Origin of the sequence: Klebsiella sp. GG_Kp173 (assembly GCF_040062415.1) — a bacterium.
In the GTDB taxonomy this organism is placed as follows: Bacteria; Pseudomonadota; Gammaproteobacteria; order Enterobacterales; family Enterobacteriaceae; genus Klebsiella; species Klebsiella quasipneumoniae.
In genome coordinates this window covers 18,056-34,338 of the sequence record NZ_JBEAFZ010000004.1, presented here as the reverse complement: position 1 = coordinate 34,338, position 16,283 = coordinate 18,056, and the positions used below count along the sequence as shown (strand labels likewise).

Genomic DNA, 16,283 nt, shown 5'->3' with positions numbered 1-16,283 from the left:
ATAAAAAAGCCGGCGGGCGCCGGCTTTTCATCATTCATCGTGCGAGATTATCGCCGGGATGGTGTCATCCTTACGTAGCGTCAGAATTTCGCAGCCGTTGTCTGTCACCACAATAGTATGCTCATACTGCGCAGACAAGCTCCGGTCTTTAGTTTTCACCGTCCAGCCGTCTTTCATGCTGCGGATCTCTTTTTTACCGGCGTTGACCATCGGCTCGATGGTAAAGGTCATGCCTGGTTTGAGCACGACGTTGGTTTCCGGCGAGTCGTAGTGCAGCACCTGCGGCTCTTCATGGAAGCCGCGGCCGATGCCATGACCGCAGTATTCGCGAACCACGGAGAATCCTTCCGCTTCCACATATTTCTGGATCGCCGCGCCGATGGTGCGCAGATTGATGCCCGGCTTAACCATCTTCAGCGCCAGGTACAGGCTTTCCTGAGTGATGCGGCACAGGCGCTCGCCGAGAATCGTCGGTTTGCCGACGATAAACATTTTGGAGGTATCGCCATGGAAATCATCTTTAATGACGGTCACGTCGATATTCACGATATCGCCATCTTTCAGCAGTTTGCCGTCGTCAGGGATACCGTGACAGACCACTTCGTTGACCGAAATGCAGACGGATTTCGGATAGCCGTGATAGCCGAGACAGGCGGAAATGGCCTTCTGCTCGTTAACGATATAGTCGTTACAGATACGGTCCAGTTCGCCAGTGCTGACGCCCGGCTTAACCCAGGGTTCGATCATTTCCAGCACTTCAGCGGCCAGGCGACCGGCAACGCGCATTTTTTCAATATCTTCAGATGTCTTAATAGAGATAGCCATGGAGTATGTCCAGCAGTGTCGATATTTTCGACAATAATAGAGTAAGTCCTGTCAATGGTAACAGTCCGGGCAGGCTGGTGCCAAACTGAGAATCATTAACAGCACGTGACGTCAACAAGAGTTGGTGTCTGGGTGGATTTTGTGGTATAAAGCGCGCCGGACTTCCGATCCATCTCAGATACACAGGATGGACGGGAGCGACAAATCTCACTTTGTGTAACAACACACACGTATCGGCACATATTCCGGGGTGCCCTTTGGGGTCGGTAATATGGGATACGTGGAGGCATAACCCCAATTTAATCTATAGAGGTTTTAAACATGGCAACTGTTTCCATGCGCGACATGCTCAAGGCTGGTGTTCACTTCGGTCACCAGACCCGTTACTGGAACCCGAAAATGAAGCCGTTCATCTTCGGTGCGCGTAACAAAGTTCACATCATCAACCTTGAGAAAACCGTACCGATGTTCAACGACGCTCTGGCTGAACTGAACAAGATCGCTGCTCGTAAAGGTAAAATCCTTTTCGTTGGTACTAAGCGCGCTGCAAGCGAAGCGGTAAAAGACGCTGCTCTGAGCTGCGACCAGTTCTTCGTGAACCATCGCTGGCTGGGCGGTATGCTGACTAACTGGAAAACCGTTCGTCAGTCCATCAAACGTCTGAAAGACCTGGAAACTCAGTCCCAGGACGGTACTTTCGACAAGCTGACCAAGAAAGAAGCGCTGATGCGTACTCGTGAGCTGGACAAGCTGGAAAACAGCCTGGGCGGTATCAAAGACATGGGCGGCCTGCCTGACGCACTGTTCGTAATCGACGCTGACCACGAGCACATCGCTATCAAAGAAGCAAACAACCTGGGCATCCCGGTATTTGCTATCGTTGATACCAACTCTGATCCGGACGGCGTAGACTTCGTTATCCCGGGTAACGACGATGCAATCCGCGCAGTAAGCCTGTACCTGGGCGCTGTTGCTGCTACCGTTCGTGAAGGTCGCTCTCAGGACCTGGCTTCTCAGGCGGAAGAAAGCTTCGTAGAAGCTGAATAATAAGGTTTAAGCCCTTATTAGTACCGTGTATGAATAGGGGCCCATTATCGGCCCCTTTTTTCAATTTACGCTGTTTGGCCGTTGGCCGGGCAGTATCCACATCTCCCGAGGATTTAAGAATGGCTGAAATTACCGCTTCCCTGGTAAAAGAGCTGCGCGAACGTACTGGCGCAGGCATGATGGATTGCAAAAAAGCGCTGACTGAAGCGAATGGCGACATCGAGCTGGCAATCGAAAACATGCGTAAATCCGGCGCGATCAAAGCGGCGAAGAAAGCAGGCAACGTGGCTGCTGACGGCGTGATCAAAACCAAAATCGAAGGCAACTACGGTTACATTCTGGAAGTTAACTGCCAGACTGACTTCGTTGCTAAAGATGGTGGTTTCCAGGCATTTGCTGACAAAGTACTGGACGCCGCTGTTGCGGGTAAAATCTCTGACGTTGAAGTTCTGAAAGCGCAGTTCGAAGAAGAACGTGTTGCCCTGGTTGCTAAAATCGGTGAGAACATCAACATCCGTCGTATCGCTGTTCTGGAAGGCGACGTTCTGGGCAGCTACCAGCACGGTGCGCGCATCGGCGTTCTGGTTGCCGCTAAAGGCGCTGACGAAGAGCTGGTTAAGCAGCTGGCAATGCACGTTGCTGCAAGCAAGCCGGAATTCGTTAAGCCGGAAGACGTGTCTGCTGAAGTGGTAGAGAAAGAGTACCAGGTTCAGCTGGACATCGCGATGCAGTCCGGTAAGCCGAAAGAAATCGCAGAGAAAATGGTTGAAGGCCGCATGAAGAAATTCACCGGCGAAGTTTCTCTGACTGGTCAGCCTTTCGTCATGGAGCCGAGCAAATCTGTTGGTCAGCTGCTGAAAGAGCACAATGCTGACGTGACTGGCTTCATCCGCTTTGAAGTGGGCGAAGGCATCGAGAAAGTTGAGACTGACTTTGCAGCAGAAGTTGCTGCGATGTCCAAGCAGTCTTAATTTTTACAAGGAGCCGCCTGAGGGCGGCTTCTTTTTGCGCCCATTTTGTAAATTCAGCCAACTGCTTATAGTGACCGCGCTGAAATGCGACATACAATGTCGCCGGAATTCTCACATCTCATTCGTTGACAGTCTCAGGAAAGAAACATGGCTACCAATGCAAAACCCGTCTACAAACGTATTCTGCTGAAATTAAGTGGCGAAGCGCTGCAGGGCTCAGAAGGCTTCGGTATTGATGCAAGCATACTTGACCGCATGGCTCAGGAGATCAAAGAGCTGGTTGAGCTGGGTATTCAGGTTGGCGTAGTAATTGGTGGCGGTAACCTGTTCCGTGGTGCTGGTCTGGCGAAAGCGGGTATGAACCGCGTTGTGGGCGACCACATGGGCATGCTGGCAACGGTTATGAATGGCCTCGCGATGCGCGATGCGCTCCACCGCGCCTATGTGAACGCTCGTCTGATGTCCGCCATTCCGCTGAACGGTGTGTGCGACAACTACAGCTGGGCAGAGGCGATCAGCCTGCTGCGCAACAACCGCGTGGTGATCCTTTCCGCGGGTACCGGCAACCCGTTCTTTACCACCGATTCCGCAGCCTGCCTGCGCGGTATTGAAATTGAAGCCGATGTGGTGCTGAAAGCCACCAAGGTTGACGGCGTATTCACCGCTGATCCGGCCAAAGATCCTTCCGCCACGATGTACGATCAGCTGACCTACAGCGAAGTGCTGGAAAAAGAGCTGAAAGTGATGGATCTCGCGGCCTTCACCCTGGCGCGTGACCATAAATTGCCGATTCGCGTCTTCAACATGAACAAACCTGGCGCCCTGCGTCGCGTGGTGATGGGCGAAAAAGAAGGCACATTGATCACGGAATAATTCCCGTCAGCGCCAAATCCGGGTAATATTCCGCTTTACTTTCGCGGGGATATTACCCGGTGATTTTCATTAAATCTGACTATACTTAGCTCATTTTCCGACGGGTGCCCCGTCTGGTCTGACTGAGACAAGCTTTCAAGGATTCGTAACGTGATTAGCGATATCAGAAAAGATGCTGAAATCCGCATGGAAAAATGCGTCGAAGCATTCAAAAACCAAATCAGCAAAATTCGCACGGGTCGTGCTTCTCCGAGCCTGCTGGACGGGATTGTTGTTGAATACTACGGTACGCCGACCCCGCTGCGCCAGCTGGCCAGCGTCACCGTCGAAGACTCCCGTACCCTGAAAATCAACGTCTTTGACCGTTCTATGTCCGCGGCCGTTGAAAAAGCGATCATGGCGTCCGACCTCGGTCTGAACCCAAGCTCTGCCGGCAGCGATATTCGTGTTCCGTTGCCGCCGCTGACCGAAGAGCGTCGTAAAGATCTGACCAAGATCGTGCGTGGTGAAGCTGAGCAGGCACGCGTTGCCGTACGTAACGTTCGCCGCGACGCCAACGACAAAGTCAAAGCGCTGCTGAAAGAGAAAGAGATCAGCGAGGATGACGATCGCCGTTCTCAGGACGACGTGCAGAAAATGACTGACGCCGCCATCAAGAAAGTTGACGCGGCGCTGGCAGACAAAGAAGCAGAACTGATGCAGTTCTGATGCTCTGCCCTTACTCGGGCCTGACAGCGTCTGGTCTGAGTAAAATCCGAAACGCCGTACAGAAGACTGTACGCTCAATTCTCGGGATTGCGTTGCGACCGCTGGCCTTGTAGCCTTTAGCGCTAAGTTGAAGGCCTAATGCCGCCGTCTTATCCCTGATAATTGCTGCGTAGGGGCTTGCTGGCGGCGTTTTGCTTTTTATTCTGTTTCCACTCTTCTGGACGTCTCATGAAGCAATTAACCGTTCTCGGTTCGACCGGCTCCATTGGCTGTAGCACGCTGGACGTGGTGCGCCATAATCCCGGTCGCTTTTCCGTCGCCGCGCTGGTCGCGGGGAAAAACGTTGACCGTATGGTTGAACAATGCCTTGAATTTACCCCCCGTTACGCCGTGATGGACGATGCGCAAAGCGCTGAACGATTGCGCACCCGTCTGCAGGAACATGGCTGCCGTACCGAGGTGCTGAGCGGCCAGCAGGCGGCGGCAGAGGTCGCAGCGCTGGAGGAGGTCGATCAGGTGATGGCGGCTATCGTCGGCGCGGCGGGGCTGGTGCCGACGCTGGCGGCGATCCGCGCCGGGAAAACGGTGTTGTTAGCGAATAAAGAGTCGCTGGTGACCTGCGGTCGCTTGTTCATGGAGGCGGTTCAACGGTCGGGGGCGCGATTGCTGCCGGTCGATAGCGAACATAACGCGATTTTTCAGAGTATGCCGGAGACAATTCAGCAGCATCTGGGATACGCTGACCTGGCGCAGAATGGCGTTTCATCCATCCTGCTGACCGGCTCGGGCGGGCCTTTCCGTGAGACAGCGATAGCTGAACTGGCGGCGATGACGCCGGATCAGGCCTGCCGTCATCCTAACTGGTCGATGGGACGCAAGATCTCCGTTGACTCCGCTACGATGATGAACAAAGGCCTGGAATATATTGAAGCGCGTTGGCTGTTTAACGCCTCGGCCCGGCAGATGGAGGTTCTTATCCATCCGCAGTCGGTGATCCACTCGATGGTTCGCTATCAGGACGGCAGTGTGCTGGCGCAGCTTGGGGAGCCGGATATGCGCACGCCGATCGCCCATACCATGGGCTGGCCGCAACGGCTTAACTCCGGCGCTAAGCCGCTGGACTTCTGCCAGCTGAGCAATCTGAGCTTCTCCGCGCCAGACTATACGCGGTATCCGTGCCTGAAGCTGGCGATGGAGGCGTTTGACGTCGGCCAGGCGGCGACCACCACGCTGAATGCGGCCAATGAAGAGTCGGTTGCCGCGTTTCTGCATGGCGATATCCGCTTTACCGATATTGCGGCGGTTAACCAGATTGTGCTGGATAAGATGAACCTGCAGGAGCCGCAAAGCATTGATGACGTTCTGGTTATCGACGCTGAGGCCCGCGCGGTTGCTCATCAACAGCTGAAACGGTTGGTCACCCAGGCGTAACGCGGTGATATTTGTGGGCGCAAAGCTTCAGTGATATAGTCTGCGCCACCCGATCGTTGCATTTTGTTGTTAAAGATTACGGTGGCCGTGGCAAAACACGGCTTTTTTGCGTAAAGCTTTTGGTTGTTCTCTGCGATTGGCTGCAGCCCCGGCACCGGATAAAAATGCGTATCCAGCGCGGCCCGGTGGCCTCTGTTTGGTGGCTAGTTAATCCTTATTATGGACTTAAAACGCGTGATGTTGTCTGCTAATCAAACTGTCAGCGAAATATCGCCCACACATGGCTGCCGTCATGTCGCCATTATTATGGATGGCAACGGCCGTTGGGCGAAACGGCAAGGTAAAATTCGCGCTTTCGGGCACAAGGCCGGTGCGAAATCCGTGCGTCGCGCGGTCTCTTTCGCGGCGAATAATGGGATTGAGGCGTTAACGTTATACGCGTTCAGCAGCGAAAACTGGAACCGTCCGGCTCAGGAAGTCAGTGCGCTGATGGAGCTGTTCGTCTGGGCGCTGGATAGCGAAGTCAAAAGCCTGCACCGACACAATGTGCGTTTGCGGATTATTGGCGACACCACGCGCTTCAATGCGCGCCTGCAGGAGCGTATCCGCAAAGCGGAAGCGCTGACCGCGAACAATACCGGCTTAACGCTGAATATTGCGGCCAATTACGGCGGTCGCTGGGATATTACCCAGGGCGTTCGTTTGCTGGCGAAACAGGTACAGGACGGGACGCTGCTGCCTGAGCAGATCACGGAAGACATGCTGAGTCAGCAGGTCTGCATGCATGAACTGGCTCCCGTAGATTTAGTTATTAGGACCGGGGGAGAGCACCGAATAAGTAATTTTCTGATTTGGCAAATTGCCTATGCCGAACTTTACTTTACGGATGTTCTTTGGCCCGATTTTGCTGAACAGGACTTTGAAGGTGCACTCCATGCCTTTGTTAATCGAGAGCGTCGTTTCGGCGGCACTGAGCCGGGTGGCAGTCATGCCTGATGGGGGTCACTTTTGCTGAAGTATCGCCTGATATCTGCTTTCGTCTTAATCCCCGTCGTCATTGCGGCGCTGTTTTTATTGCCGCCTATGGGGTTTGCTATCGTGACCCTGGTGGTCTGTATGCTCGCCGCATGGGAGTGGGGGCAACTGAGTGGTTTCACCTCGACGTCGCAGCGGGTCTGGCTGGCGGTGTTGTGCGGCCTTCTGTTGGCGGCGATGCTGTTTCTGCTGCCGGAATACCATTATGACGTTCATCAACCGATGGTTGAAGGCTCGCTGTGGGCCTCTTTCGTCTGGTGGATCGTCGCGCTGCTGCTGGTGCTATCTTACCCGGCGTCGGCGGCATTCTGGCGTCACTCTAAAGTGCTGCGCCTCATCTTCGGTATCCTGACCATTGTCCCGTTTTTCTGGGGCATGCTGGCGCTACGCGCCTGGCACTATACCGATAACCATTACAGCGGTGCGCTGTGGCTCCTGTACGTGATGATTCTGGTCTGGGGCGCGGATTCCGGCGCCTATATGTTTGGCAAAATGTTTGGCAAGCATAAGCTGGCGCCGAAGGTTTCGCCGGGAAAAACCTGGCAGGGCTTTTTTGGCGGTTTGCTGACCGCGGCGGTGATCTCCTGGGCCTACGGGGTGTGGGCCCATCTTGACGTTACGCCAACGGTGCTGCTGGTCTGTTCGGTAGTAGCCGCCCTGGCTTCGGTGCTGGGCGATCTGACGGAAAGTATGTTTAAGCGCGAGGCCGGCATTAAGGACAGCGGGCACTTGATTCCCGGACACGGCGGTATTCTCGATCGTATCGACAGCCTGACGGCGGCGGTGCCGGTCTTCGCCTGTCTGCTACTGTTGGTCTTCAGGACGATTTGACGGAAGGTGATATGCTGAGCGTGCTCTGGAATCTGGCAGCTTTTATCATTGCGCTTGGCGTACTGATTACGGTGCATGAGTTTGGCCATTTTTGGGTAGCGCGTCGCTGCGGTATCCGGGTTGAGCGTTTTTCTATCGGCTTCGGCAAAGCGCTGTGGCGGCGGATGGATAAGCAGGGTACGGAGTTCGTCATTGCCCTAATCCCGCTGGGCGGCTACGTCAAGATGCTGGATGAGCGTGTTGAAGCGGTGGCGCCGGAGATGCGCCACTACGCGTTCAATAATAAAACCGTCGGCCAGCGCGCGGCGGTGATTGCCGCCGGTCCCATCGCTAACTTCCTTTTCGCTATCTTTGCCTACTGGCTGGTCTTCATCATCGGCGTTCCTGGGGTCCGTCCGGTAGTGGGTGAAATAACGCCCAATTCGGTTGCCGCGCAAGCACAAATTGCAAAAGGAACGGAACTTAAAGCGATAGATGGTATCGAAACGCCTGATTGGGATGCGGTGCGTCTGCAGCTGGTGGCCAAAATCGGCAACCCGCAAACAATACTTACCGTCGCCCCTTTCGGGACTAATCAGCGCCAGGATAAAATCGTCGATCTGCGGCACTGGGCGTTTGAGCCAGACAAGCAAGATCCCGTCACGTCGCTGGGGATCCAGCCGCGCAGCGCGCAGATTGATACAGTGCTGGCGGAGGTCCAGGCGGGCTCGGCAGCGCAGAAAGCAGGTTTGCAAGCGGGCGACCGGATCGTTAAAGTCGATGGTCAACCGTTAACGCAGTGGATGACGTTTGTTAATCTGGTGCGCGATAATCCGGGCAAAGCGCTGGCGCTGGAGATTGAACGGCAGGGGAGTGCGCTGCCGTTAACCCTGACGCCGGATGCAAAAACGGTGAAAGGTAAGGCAGAAGGGTTCGCAGGGGTGGTGCCAAAGGTCATCCCGCTGCCTGAAGAATACAAGACAGTACGTCAGTACGGACCGTTTGCCGCCATCGCTGAAGCCACGGATAAAACCTGGCAGCTGATGTCACTGACGGTCAGGATGCTGGGTAAATTGATAACCGGTGATGTCAAACTGAACAACCTCAGTGGGCCGATCTCTATCGCTCAGGGGGCTGGAATGTCAGCGGAGTTTGGGTTGATTTATTATCTGATGTTCCTTGCGCTGATTAGCGTGAACCTCGGAATCATCAACCTGTTCCCACTACCCGTACTGGATGGGGGACATCTGCTGTTTTTGGCGATTGAAAAGCTGAAGGGCGGGCCGGTATCCGAGCGAGTTCAAGACTTTAGTTATCGCATTGGCTCAATACTGCTGGTGCTGTTAATGGGGCTTGCACTTTTCAATGATTTCTCTCGGTTATAAGAGAGTTTGTTAGGAAGAACGCATAATAACGATGGCGATGAAAAAGTTGCTCATAGCGTCGCTGCTGTTTAGCAGCGCGACTGTATACGGTGCTGAAGGGTTCGTGGTGAAGGACATTCATTTCGAAGGCTTGCAGCGTGTCGCTGTTGGTGCGGCCCTCCTCAGTATGCCAGTGCGTCCTGGCGATACGGTGACCGACGATGATATCAGTAACACTATTCGCGCGCTGTTTGCCACTGGCAACTTCGAGGACGTCCGCGTCCTGCGCGATGGTGATACCCTGCTGGTGCAGGTGAAAGAGCGTCCGACGATCGCCAGCATCACCTTCTCCGGCAACAAGTCGGTGAAAGATGACATGCTCAAGCAGAACCTTGAGGCCTCTGGCGTTCGGGTGGGCGAGTCGCTTGACCGCACGACCATCGCGGATATCGAGAAGGGCCTCGAGGATTTCTACTACAGCGTCGGTAAATACAGCGCCAGCGTCAAAGCGGTCGTTACCCCGCTGCCGCGTAACCGTGTCGACCTGAAACTGGTCTTCCAGGAAGGCGTCTCCGCTAAAATTCAGCAGATCAACATCGTCGGCAACCATGCGTTTTCGACTGATGAGCTGATCTCCCACTTCCAGCTGCGCGATGAAGTGCCGTGGTGGAACGTGGTCGGCGACCGTAAATACCAGAAGCAGAAACTGGCGGGCGACCTTGAAACCCTGCGCAGCTACTACCTGGATCGCGGCTATGCCCGTTTCAACATTGATTCTACCCAGGTCAGCCTGACGCCGGATAAGAAAGGGATCTATATCACCGTCAACATCACCGAAGGCGATCAGTACAAGTTTTCCGGGGTACAGGTGACGGGCAACCTCGCCGGCCATTCCGCGGAAATCGAAGCGCTGACCAAAGTCGAGCCGGGTGAACTGTATAACGGCGCGAAAGTGACCAAGATGGAAAACGACATCAAGAAACTGTTGGGTCGTTATGGTTACGCCTACCCGCGCGTACAGTCGCAGCCGGAGATCAACGACAGCGATAAAACCGTTAAGCTGCACGTCAACGTCGACGCGGGCAACCGCTATTACGTGCGTAAAATTCGCTTCGAAGGCAATGACACCTCCAAAGACGCCGTTCTGCGCCGCGAAATGCGCCAGATGGAAGGCGCGTGGCTGGGCAGCGACCTCGTCGATCAGGGTAAAGACCGTCTCAACCGTTTAGGCTTCTTCGAAACGGTCGATACCGATACCCAGCGCGTACCAGGCAGCCCGGACCAGGTCGACGTAGTCTACAAGGTGAAAGAGCGTAACACCGGTAGCTTCAACTTCGGTATCGGTTACGGTACCGAGAGCGGCGTCAGCTTCCAGGCGGGCGTTCAGCAGGATAACTGGTTAGGTACTGGCTATGCTGTCGGGATCAACGGCACCAAAAACGACTACCAGACCTATACCGAGCTGTCGGTGACCAACCCGTACTTCACCGTAGACGGTGTGAGCCTCGGCGGTCGTATCTTCTATAATGACTTTGACGCGAACGATGCGGATCTGTCTGACTATACCAACAAAAGCTATGGTACAGACGTCACGCTGGGCTTCCCGGTCAACGAATACAACACGCTGCGCGCGGGCGTCGGGTATGTGCATAACTCCCTGTCCAATATGCAGCCGCAGGTGGCGATGTGGCGTTACCTGAACTCGATGGGCCAGTATCCGGACAACACCAACGACCGGAACTCGTTCAGTGCGAATGACTTCACCTTCAACTACGGTTGGACCTATAACAAGCTTGACCGCGGCTTCTTCCCAACCGAAGGTTCGCGCGTCAACCTGAACGGTAAAGTGACCATTCCGGGTTCGGACAACGAATACTACAAAGCGACGTTGGATACCGCCACCTATGTGCCGATCGACAACGATCATGAATGGGTGGTGCTGGGTCGTACCCGCTTTGGCTATGGCGATGGTATCGGCGGCAAAGAGATGCCGTTCTATGAGAACTTCTATGCAGGTGGCTCCAGCACCGTGCGTGGCTTCCAGTCGAACACCATTGGTCCGAAGGCGGTGTACTTCCCGTCGAGCAGCCGTCATGATGGCGACAGCGGCTATACCAACGACTGTAAGAGCACCGAATCCGCACCGTGTAAATCCGATGATGCGGTGGGCGGTAACGCCATGGCGGTGGCCAGCCTGGAGCTGATTACCCCGACGCCGTTTATTAGTGACAAATATGCGAACTCGGTCCGGACTTCCTTCTTCTGGGATATGGGTACCGTATGGGATACTCACTGGGATTCGAACGCGTACGCTGGATATCCGGATTACAGCGATCCGAGCAACATCCGTATGTCTGCGGGTATTGCCGTGCAGTGGATGTCGCCGTTGGGGCCGTTGGTCTTCTCCTACGCCCAACCGTTCAAAAAGTACGATGGAGACAAAGCCGAACAGTTCCAGTTTAACATTGGTAAAACCTGGTAATTGTTGGCGGCAACGGAATGCAAGTGCAGTATAGCGCTGACCGTAGGCGATAACGCGTTTATCGCCTCGCCACGCAAATAACGGTACCCCTGGGTACTCATGGGATGGTAAGGAGTTTATTGTGAAAAAGTGGTTATTAGCTGCAGGTCTGGGTTTGGCAATGGTAACTTCCGCTCAGGCGGCAGATAAAATTGCCCTGGTGAACATGAACAGCCTGTTCCAACAGGTTGCCCAGAAAACTGGCGTTTCCAACACGCTGGAAAACGAGTTCAAAGGCCGCGCTAGCGAACTGCAGCGTATGGAAGGCGACCTGCAGTCTAAAATGCAGCGTCTGCAGTCCATGAAGCCGGGCGCCGATCGTACCAAACTGGAAAAAGACGTGATGGCTCAGCGCCAGACCTTCTCCCAGAAAGCGCAGGCGTTTGAACAGGATCGCGCTCGTCGTTCCAACGAAGAGCGTGGCAAACTGGTGACCCGTATCCAGACTGCCGTACAGAGCGTAGCGAAAGATCAGAGCATCGATCTGGTGGTTGACGCGAATGCCGTTGCATACAACAGCAGCGATGTAAAAGACATCACCGCTGATGTGCTGAAACAGGTTAAATAAGTAATGCCTTCAATTCGACTGGCTGATCTCGCGCAGCAGTTGGATGCAGAATTACACGGTGATGGCGATATCGTCATCACCGGCGTTGCGTCCATGCAGAGCGCGAAAACGGGCCAAATCACTTTCATGGTCAACCCTAAGTACCGTGAGCACCTGGCCGCTTGCCAGGCTTCTGCCGTTGTGATGACGCAGGATGATTTGCCTTTTGCCCATAGCGCCGCGCTGGTAGTGCGTAATCCCTACCTGACCTATGCGCGCATGGCTCAAATTCTGGATACCACGCCGCAGCCGGCACAGGATATCGCGCCGAGCGCGGTTATCGATCCGACGGCGAAGCTGGGTAGCAACGTTGCCATCGGCGCCAACGCCGTTATCGAATCCGGGGTAGTGCTGGGTGATAACGTGGTCATCGGCGCAGGCTGCTTCGTTGGGAAAAATACGAAAATAGGCGCCGGCTCGCGTCTGTGGGCCAATGTGACCGTTTACCATGAGATTGAGATCGGCGAGAATTGCCTGATCCAGTCCAGCACGGTGATCGGCGCGGATGGCTTCGGCTACGCCAACGATCGCGGCAACTGGGTGAAGATCCCGCAGCTGGGTCGCGTCATTATTGGCGATCGCGTGGAGATCGGCGCCTGCACCACAATTGACCGCGGCGCGCTGGACGATACCGTGATTGGCAACGGGGTTATCATTGATAACCAGTGCCAGATTGCGCATAACGTGGTGATTGGCGACAATACCGCGGTTGCCGGCGGCGTTATCATGGCAGGCAGCCTGAAAATCGGCCGCTACTGCATGATTGGCGGCGCCAGCGTGATTAACGGCCATATGGAAATCTGCGATAAGGTCACCGTCACGGGGATGGGGATGGTGATGCGTCCTATCAGCGAACCTGGCGTATACTCCTCCGGTATTCCGCTGCAGCCGAACAAGGCGTGGCGTAAAACCGCTGCGCTGGTGATGAATATTGACGAGATGAGCAAGCGCCTGAAAGCGATTGAGCGCAAGGTTAATCAACAAGACTAATTCATCATTTGGTCACATGACATTTCCGGCCTGTTGCATTCGCTAAAAGATTGCCGCAGGCCGTGTTATTATTGCCTTTTAGTACATTTAGACAGGAAGAGTATTTTGACTACTGACACTCATACTCTGCACATTGAAGAGATTCTGGAACTTCTGCCTCACCGTTACCCGTTCCTGCTGGTAGATCGCGTGCTGGATTTTGAAGAAGGTCGTTTTCTGCGCGCAGTAAAAAATGTTTCTGTAAACGAGCCGTTTTTCCAGGGGCATTTCCCTGGTAAGCCGATTTTGCCGGGCGTCCTGATTCTGGAAGCAATGGCGCAGGCCACCGGGATTCTGGCATTCAAAAGCGTTGGAAAACTGGAACCAGGCGAGCTGTATTACTTCGCGGGCATCGATGAAGCACGTTTCAAACGCCCGGTAGTACCAGGCGATCAGATGATTATGGAAGTCACTTTCGAGAAAACCCGCCGCGGCCTGACCCGTTTCAAAGGCGTTGCGCTGGTTGACGGTAAAGTGGTTTGCGAAGCGACGATGATGTGTGCGCGTAGCCGGGAGGCCTGATACGTGATTGATAAAACCGCTTTTGTTCATCCTACCGCCATTGTAGAAGAAGGCGCCGTGATTGGCGCTAACGTCCACATTGGTCCGTTTTGTATTGTTGGCGCCAACGTCGAAATCGGCGAAGGCACCGTACTGAAGTCTCACGTTGTCGTTAATGGCCACACCAAAATCGGCCGTGACAATGAGATCTATCAGTTCGCTTCCATCGGCGAAGTTAACCAGGATCTGAAATATGCTGGCGAACCGACCCGGGTGGAAATTGGCGATCGCAACCGCATTCGCGAAAGCGTCACCATTCATCGCGGCACAGTACAGGGCGGTGGATTAACAAAGGTGGGCAACGATAACCTGCTGATGATCAACGCCCACGTGGCGCACGATTGTACGCTTGGCGATCGCTGCATCCTGGCCAATAACGCGACGCTCGCGGGCCATGTTTCGCTGGATGATTATGTCATTATCGGCGGCATGACCGCGGTGCATCAGTTCTGCGTCATTGGCTCACATGTTATGGTTGGCGGCTGCTCCGGCGTGGCGCAGGACGTTCCGCCGTTCGTGATTGCCCAGGGCAACCATGCGACGCCATTCGGCGTCAATATCGAAGGCCTGAAACGCCGCGGCTTCAGCCGGGAAGCGATTACCGCGATCCGCAACGCGTATAAACTGCTGTACCGCAGCGGCAAGACGCTGGAAGAAGCCAAGCCGGAGATCGCCGAACTGGCGACTCAGCATCCTGAAGTCCAGCCGTTTGTCGATTTCTTCGCCCGCTCTACCCGCGGCTTGATTCGTTAATGACTGAACAGCGTCCCCTGACGATTGCCCTGGTCGCCGGAGAAACCTCCGGCGATATTCTTGGCGCCGGCCTCATCCGCGCCCTCAAAGCACGCATCCCGAATGCGCGCTTTGTCGGCGTGGCGGGACCGCTGATGCAGGCGGAAGGGTGTGAAGCCTGGTACGAAATGGAAGAGCTGGCGGTGATGGGTATTGTTGAAGTGCTCGGTCGCCTGCGTCGCTTACTCCATATTCGCGCCGATTTGACCCGCCGCTTCGGCGAGCTGCGTCCCGACGTCTTCGTCGGCATCGACGCCCCTGATTTCAATATTACCCTCGAAGGGAATCTGAAAAAGCAGGGCATCAAAACCATTCACTACGTCAGCCCGTCGGTCTGGGCCTGGCGACAAAAACGCGTTTTCAAAATCGGCAGATCCACCGATCTGGTGCTGGCTTTTCTGCCTTTCGAAAAAGCGTTTTATGACAAATTTAACGTTCCCTGCCGTTTTATCGGCCATACCATGGCGGATGCGATGCCGCTGGATCCTGACAAAGGCGCCGCGCGCGATCGGTTAGGGATCCCGCACGACGTGCGTTGCCTGGCGCTGTTGCCAGGTAGCCGCGGCGCAGAAGTCGAAATGCTCAGCGCGGACTTTCTGAAAGCCGCTCAGCTTCTGCGGGCTAGCTATCCCGATCTGCAGGTGGTGGTGCCGCTGGTTAATGCCAAACGGCGGGAGCAGTTTGAGCGAATTAAAGCTGAGACGGCGCCGGATATGATCGTCCATATGCTGGACGGTCAGGCGCGCGATGCGATGATCGCCAGCGACGCCGCGCTGCTGGCCTCCGGGACGGCGGCGCTGGAGTGTATGCTGGCGAAATGCCCGATGGTGGTTGGCTATCGCATGAAGCCGTTCACCTTCTGGCTGGCGAAGCGGTTGGTTAAAACCGACTACGTCTCGTTGCCGAACCTGCTTGCCGGGCGCGAGCTGGTTAAAGAGCTGCTGCAGGATGAGTGCGAGCCTCAGGCGCTGGCTGCCGCTCTTCAGCCGCTGCTGGCCGATGGCAAAACCAGCCATGAGATGCATGAGACATTCCGCGCGCTGCATCAGCAGATCCGCTGCAACGCCGATGAGCAGGCGGCGGATGCCGTACTGGAGTTAGCAAAACAATGATGGAGTTCGTCTATCCGCATACCCATCTGGTTGCCGGCGTCGATGAGGTCGGGCGTGGCCCCCTGGTTGGCGCGGTGGTGACCGCGGCGGTGATCCTCGATCCGGCGAAGCCGATTGTGGGTCTGAATGATTCCAAAAAACTCAGCGAGAAGCGTCGTCTGGCGCTGTTCGATGAGATTAAAGAGAAAGCGCTGTGCTGGAGCCTGGGACGCGCCGAGCCGCACGAAATCGATGAGCTGAATATCCTGCATGCCACTATGCTGGCGATGCAGCGCGCCGTCGCCGGCCTGAGCATTGTACCCGAGTTTGTTCTGATCGATGGCAACCGCAGCCCATCGCTACCGATGCCCTCCCTGGCAGTAGTCAAAGGCGACAGCCGGGTGGCAGAAATCAGCGCAGCGTCTATTCTGGCAAAAGTCACTCGTGACGCCGAAATGGCCACGCTGGACCTCGCATTTCCCCACTACGGATTTGCCCAGCATAAAGGCTATCCCACCGCTGTTCACCTGCAGAAGCTGCAGGAACACGGCGCAACAGAGCATCACCGGCGCAGTTTTGGCCCGGTGAAGCGTGCCCTGGGCCTGGCGTCCAACTAAG

Annotated in this window: 16 protein-coding genes; 15 read left to right on the top strand and 1 reads right to left on the bottom strand. The window is 55.2% G+C overall.

Features of this window, described 5'->3' with window-relative positions; all coding sequences use genetic code 11:
* Nucleotides 1-30 precede the first annotated feature (30 nt).
* Nucleotides 31-825 (bottom strand): type I methionyl aminopeptidase, encoded by a 795-nt coding sequence (gene map, locus ABLU50_RS04345; RefSeq protein ID WP_004204446.1) that lies wholly within the window; start codon nucleotides 823-825, stop codon nucleotides 31-33.
* Between the two features lie 321 nt (nucleotides 826-1,146).
* Between map and rpsB the strand changes: the two genes are divergently transcribed.
* From rpsB to rnhB, 15 genes are all read left to right on the top strand, one after another.
* Complete coding sequence (gene rpsB, locus ABLU50_RS04340; protein ID WP_004204447.1) at nucleotides 1,147-1,872, top strand: 30S ribosomal protein S2; 726 nt, start codon at nucleotides 1,147-1,149, stop codon at nucleotides 1,870-1,872.
* Between the two features lie 119 nt (nucleotides 1,873-1,991).
* Nucleotides 1,992-2,843, top strand: a complete 852-nt coding sequence (gene tsf / locus ABLU50_RS04335; RefSeq protein ID WP_004151930.1) for a translation elongation factor Ts — start codon at nucleotides 1,992-1,994, stop codon at nucleotides 2,841-2,843.
* Between the two features lie 147 nt (nucleotides 2,844-2,990).
* A complete protein-coding gene (gene pyrH / locus ABLU50_RS04330) occupies nucleotides 2,991-3,716 on the top strand; it encodes a UMP kinase (RefSeq protein WP_002889306.1) in 726 nt (241 codons plus the stop codon).
* A gap of 150 nt (nucleotides 3,717-3,866) precedes the next feature.
* Entirely contained in the window at nucleotides 3,867-4,424 is a 558-nt protein-coding gene (gene frr / locus ABLU50_RS04325) for a ribosome recycling factor (protein ID WP_002889308.1), read from the top strand.
* A gap of 228 nt (nucleotides 4,425-4,652) precedes the next feature.
* Entirely contained in the window at nucleotides 4,653-5,855 is a 1,203-nt protein-coding gene (gene ispC, locus ABLU50_RS04320; RefSeq protein WP_023319771.1) for a 1-deoxy-D-xylulose-5-phosphate reductoisomerase, read from the top strand.
* Nucleotides 5,856-6,092: 237 nt separating this feature from the next.
* The gene (gene ispU, locus ABLU50_RS04315; RefSeq protein WP_002889316.1) at nucleotides 6,093-6,851 is read left to right on the top strand and encodes a (2E,6E)-farnesyl-diphosphate-specific ditrans,polycis-undecaprenyl-diphosphate synthase; all 759 of its coding nucleotides are present in this window, start codon (nucleotides 6,093-6,095) and stop codon (nucleotides 6,849-6,851) included.
* A gap of 12 nt (nucleotides 6,852-6,863) precedes the next feature.
* A complete protein-coding gene (cdsA, locus tag ABLU50_RS04310) occupies nucleotides 6,864-7,721 on the top strand; it encodes a phosphatidate cytidylyltransferase (protein WP_004204449.1) in 858 nt (285 codons plus the stop codon).
* Between the two features lie 11 nt (nucleotides 7,722-7,732).
* On the top strand, nucleotides 7,733-9,085 hold the full coding sequence (rseP, locus tag ABLU50_RS04305; protein WP_004204451.1) for a sigma E protease regulator RseP: 1,353 nt from the start codon (nucleotides 7,733-7,735) through the stop codon (nucleotides 9,083-9,085).
* A gap of 31 nt (nucleotides 9,086-9,116) precedes the next feature.
* Entirely contained in the window at nucleotides 9,117-11,546 is a 2,430-nt protein-coding gene (gene bamA / locus ABLU50_RS04300) for an outer membrane protein assembly factor BamA (RefSeq protein ID WP_004204452.1), read from the top strand.
* A gap of 121 nt (nucleotides 11,547-11,667) precedes the next feature.
* Nucleotides 11,668-12,153 (top strand): molecular chaperone Skp, encoded by a 486-nt coding sequence (skp, locus tag ABLU50_RS04295; RefSeq protein ID WP_002889325.1) that lies wholly within the window; start codon nucleotides 11,668-11,670, stop codon nucleotides 12,151-12,153.
* Nucleotides 12,154-12,156: 3 nt separating this feature from the next.
* Nucleotides 12,157-13,182, top strand: coding sequence for a UDP-3-O-(3-hydroxymyristoyl)glucosamine N-acyltransferase (gene lpxD / locus ABLU50_RS04290; RefSeq protein WP_004204453.1), 1,026 nt, complete (start codon nucleotides 12,157-12,159; stop codon nucleotides 13,180-13,182).
* 105 nt (nucleotides 13,183-13,287) lie between these two features.
* Complete coding sequence (gene fabZ, locus ABLU50_RS04285; protein WP_004145858.1) at nucleotides 13,288-13,743, top strand: 3-hydroxyacyl-ACP dehydratase FabZ; 456 nt, start codon at nucleotides 13,288-13,290, stop codon at nucleotides 13,741-13,743.
* Between the two features lie 3 nt (nucleotides 13,744-13,746).
* On the top strand, nucleotides 13,747-14,535 hold the full coding sequence (lpxA, locus tag ABLU50_RS04280; RefSeq protein ID WP_004204455.1) for an acyl-ACP--UDP-N-acetylglucosamine O-acyltransferase: 789 nt from the start codon (nucleotides 13,747-13,749) through the stop codon (nucleotides 14,533-14,535).
* Complete coding sequence (lpxB, locus tag ABLU50_RS04275) at nucleotides 14,535-15,686, top strand: lipid-A-disaccharide synthase (protein ID WP_060656803.1); 1,152 nt, start codon at nucleotides 14,535-14,537, stop codon at nucleotides 15,684-15,686. The genes lpxA and lpxB overlap by 1 nt, the downstream gene beginning before the upstream one ends.
* A complete protein-coding gene (gene rnhB, locus ABLU50_RS04270; RefSeq protein ID WP_087833088.1) occupies nucleotides 15,683-16,282 on the top strand; it encodes a ribonuclease HII in 600 nt (199 codons plus the stop codon). Before lpxB ends, rnhB begins: the two co-directional genes overlap by 4 nt.
* Nucleotide 16,283: the final 1 nt, after the last annotated feature.

Excerpts from the sequence above, each read along its gene's own strand:
- map (WP_004204446.1), bottom strand. The coding sequence starts at position 825 with ATGGCTATCTCTATTAAGACATCTGAAGATATTGAAAAAATGCGCGTT.
- rpsB (WP_004204447.1), top strand. The coding sequence starts at position 1,147 with ATGGCAACTGTTTCCATGCGCGACATGCTCAAGGCTGGTGTTCACTTC.
- tsf (WP_004151930.1), top strand. The coding sequence starts at position 1,992 with ATGGCTGAAATTACCGCTTCCCTGGTAAAAGAGCTGCGCGAACGTACT.
- pyrH (WP_002889306.1), top strand. The coding sequence starts at position 2,991 with ATGGCTACCAATGCAAAACCCGTCTACAAACGTATTCTGCTGAAATTA.
- ispC (WP_023319771.1), top strand. The coding sequence starts at position 4,653 with ATGAAGCAATTAACCGTTCTCGGTTCGACCGGCTCCATTGGCTGTAGC.
- ispU (WP_002889316.1), top strand. The coding sequence starts at position 6,093 with ATGTTGTCTGCTAATCAAACTGTCAGCGAAATATCGCCCACACATGGC.
- rseP (WP_004204451.1), top strand. The coding sequence starts at position 7,733 with ATGCTGAGCGTGCTCTGGAATCTGGCAGCTTTTATCATTGCGCTTGGC.
- bamA (WP_004204452.1), top strand. The coding sequence starts at position 9,117 with ATGGCGATGAAAAAGTTGCTCATAGCGTCGCTGCTGTTTAGCAGCGCG.
- lpxD (WP_004204453.1), top strand. The coding sequence starts at position 12,157 with ATGCCTTCAATTCGACTGGCTGATCTCGCGCAGCAGTTGGATGCAGAA.
- lpxB (WP_060656803.1), top strand. The coding sequence starts at position 14,535 with ATGACTGAACAGCGTCCCCTGACGATTGCCCTGGTCGCCGGAGAAACC.
- rnhB (WP_087833088.1), top strand. The coding sequence starts at position 15,683 with ATGATGGAGTTCGTCTATCCGCATACCCATCTGGTTGCCGGCGTCGAT.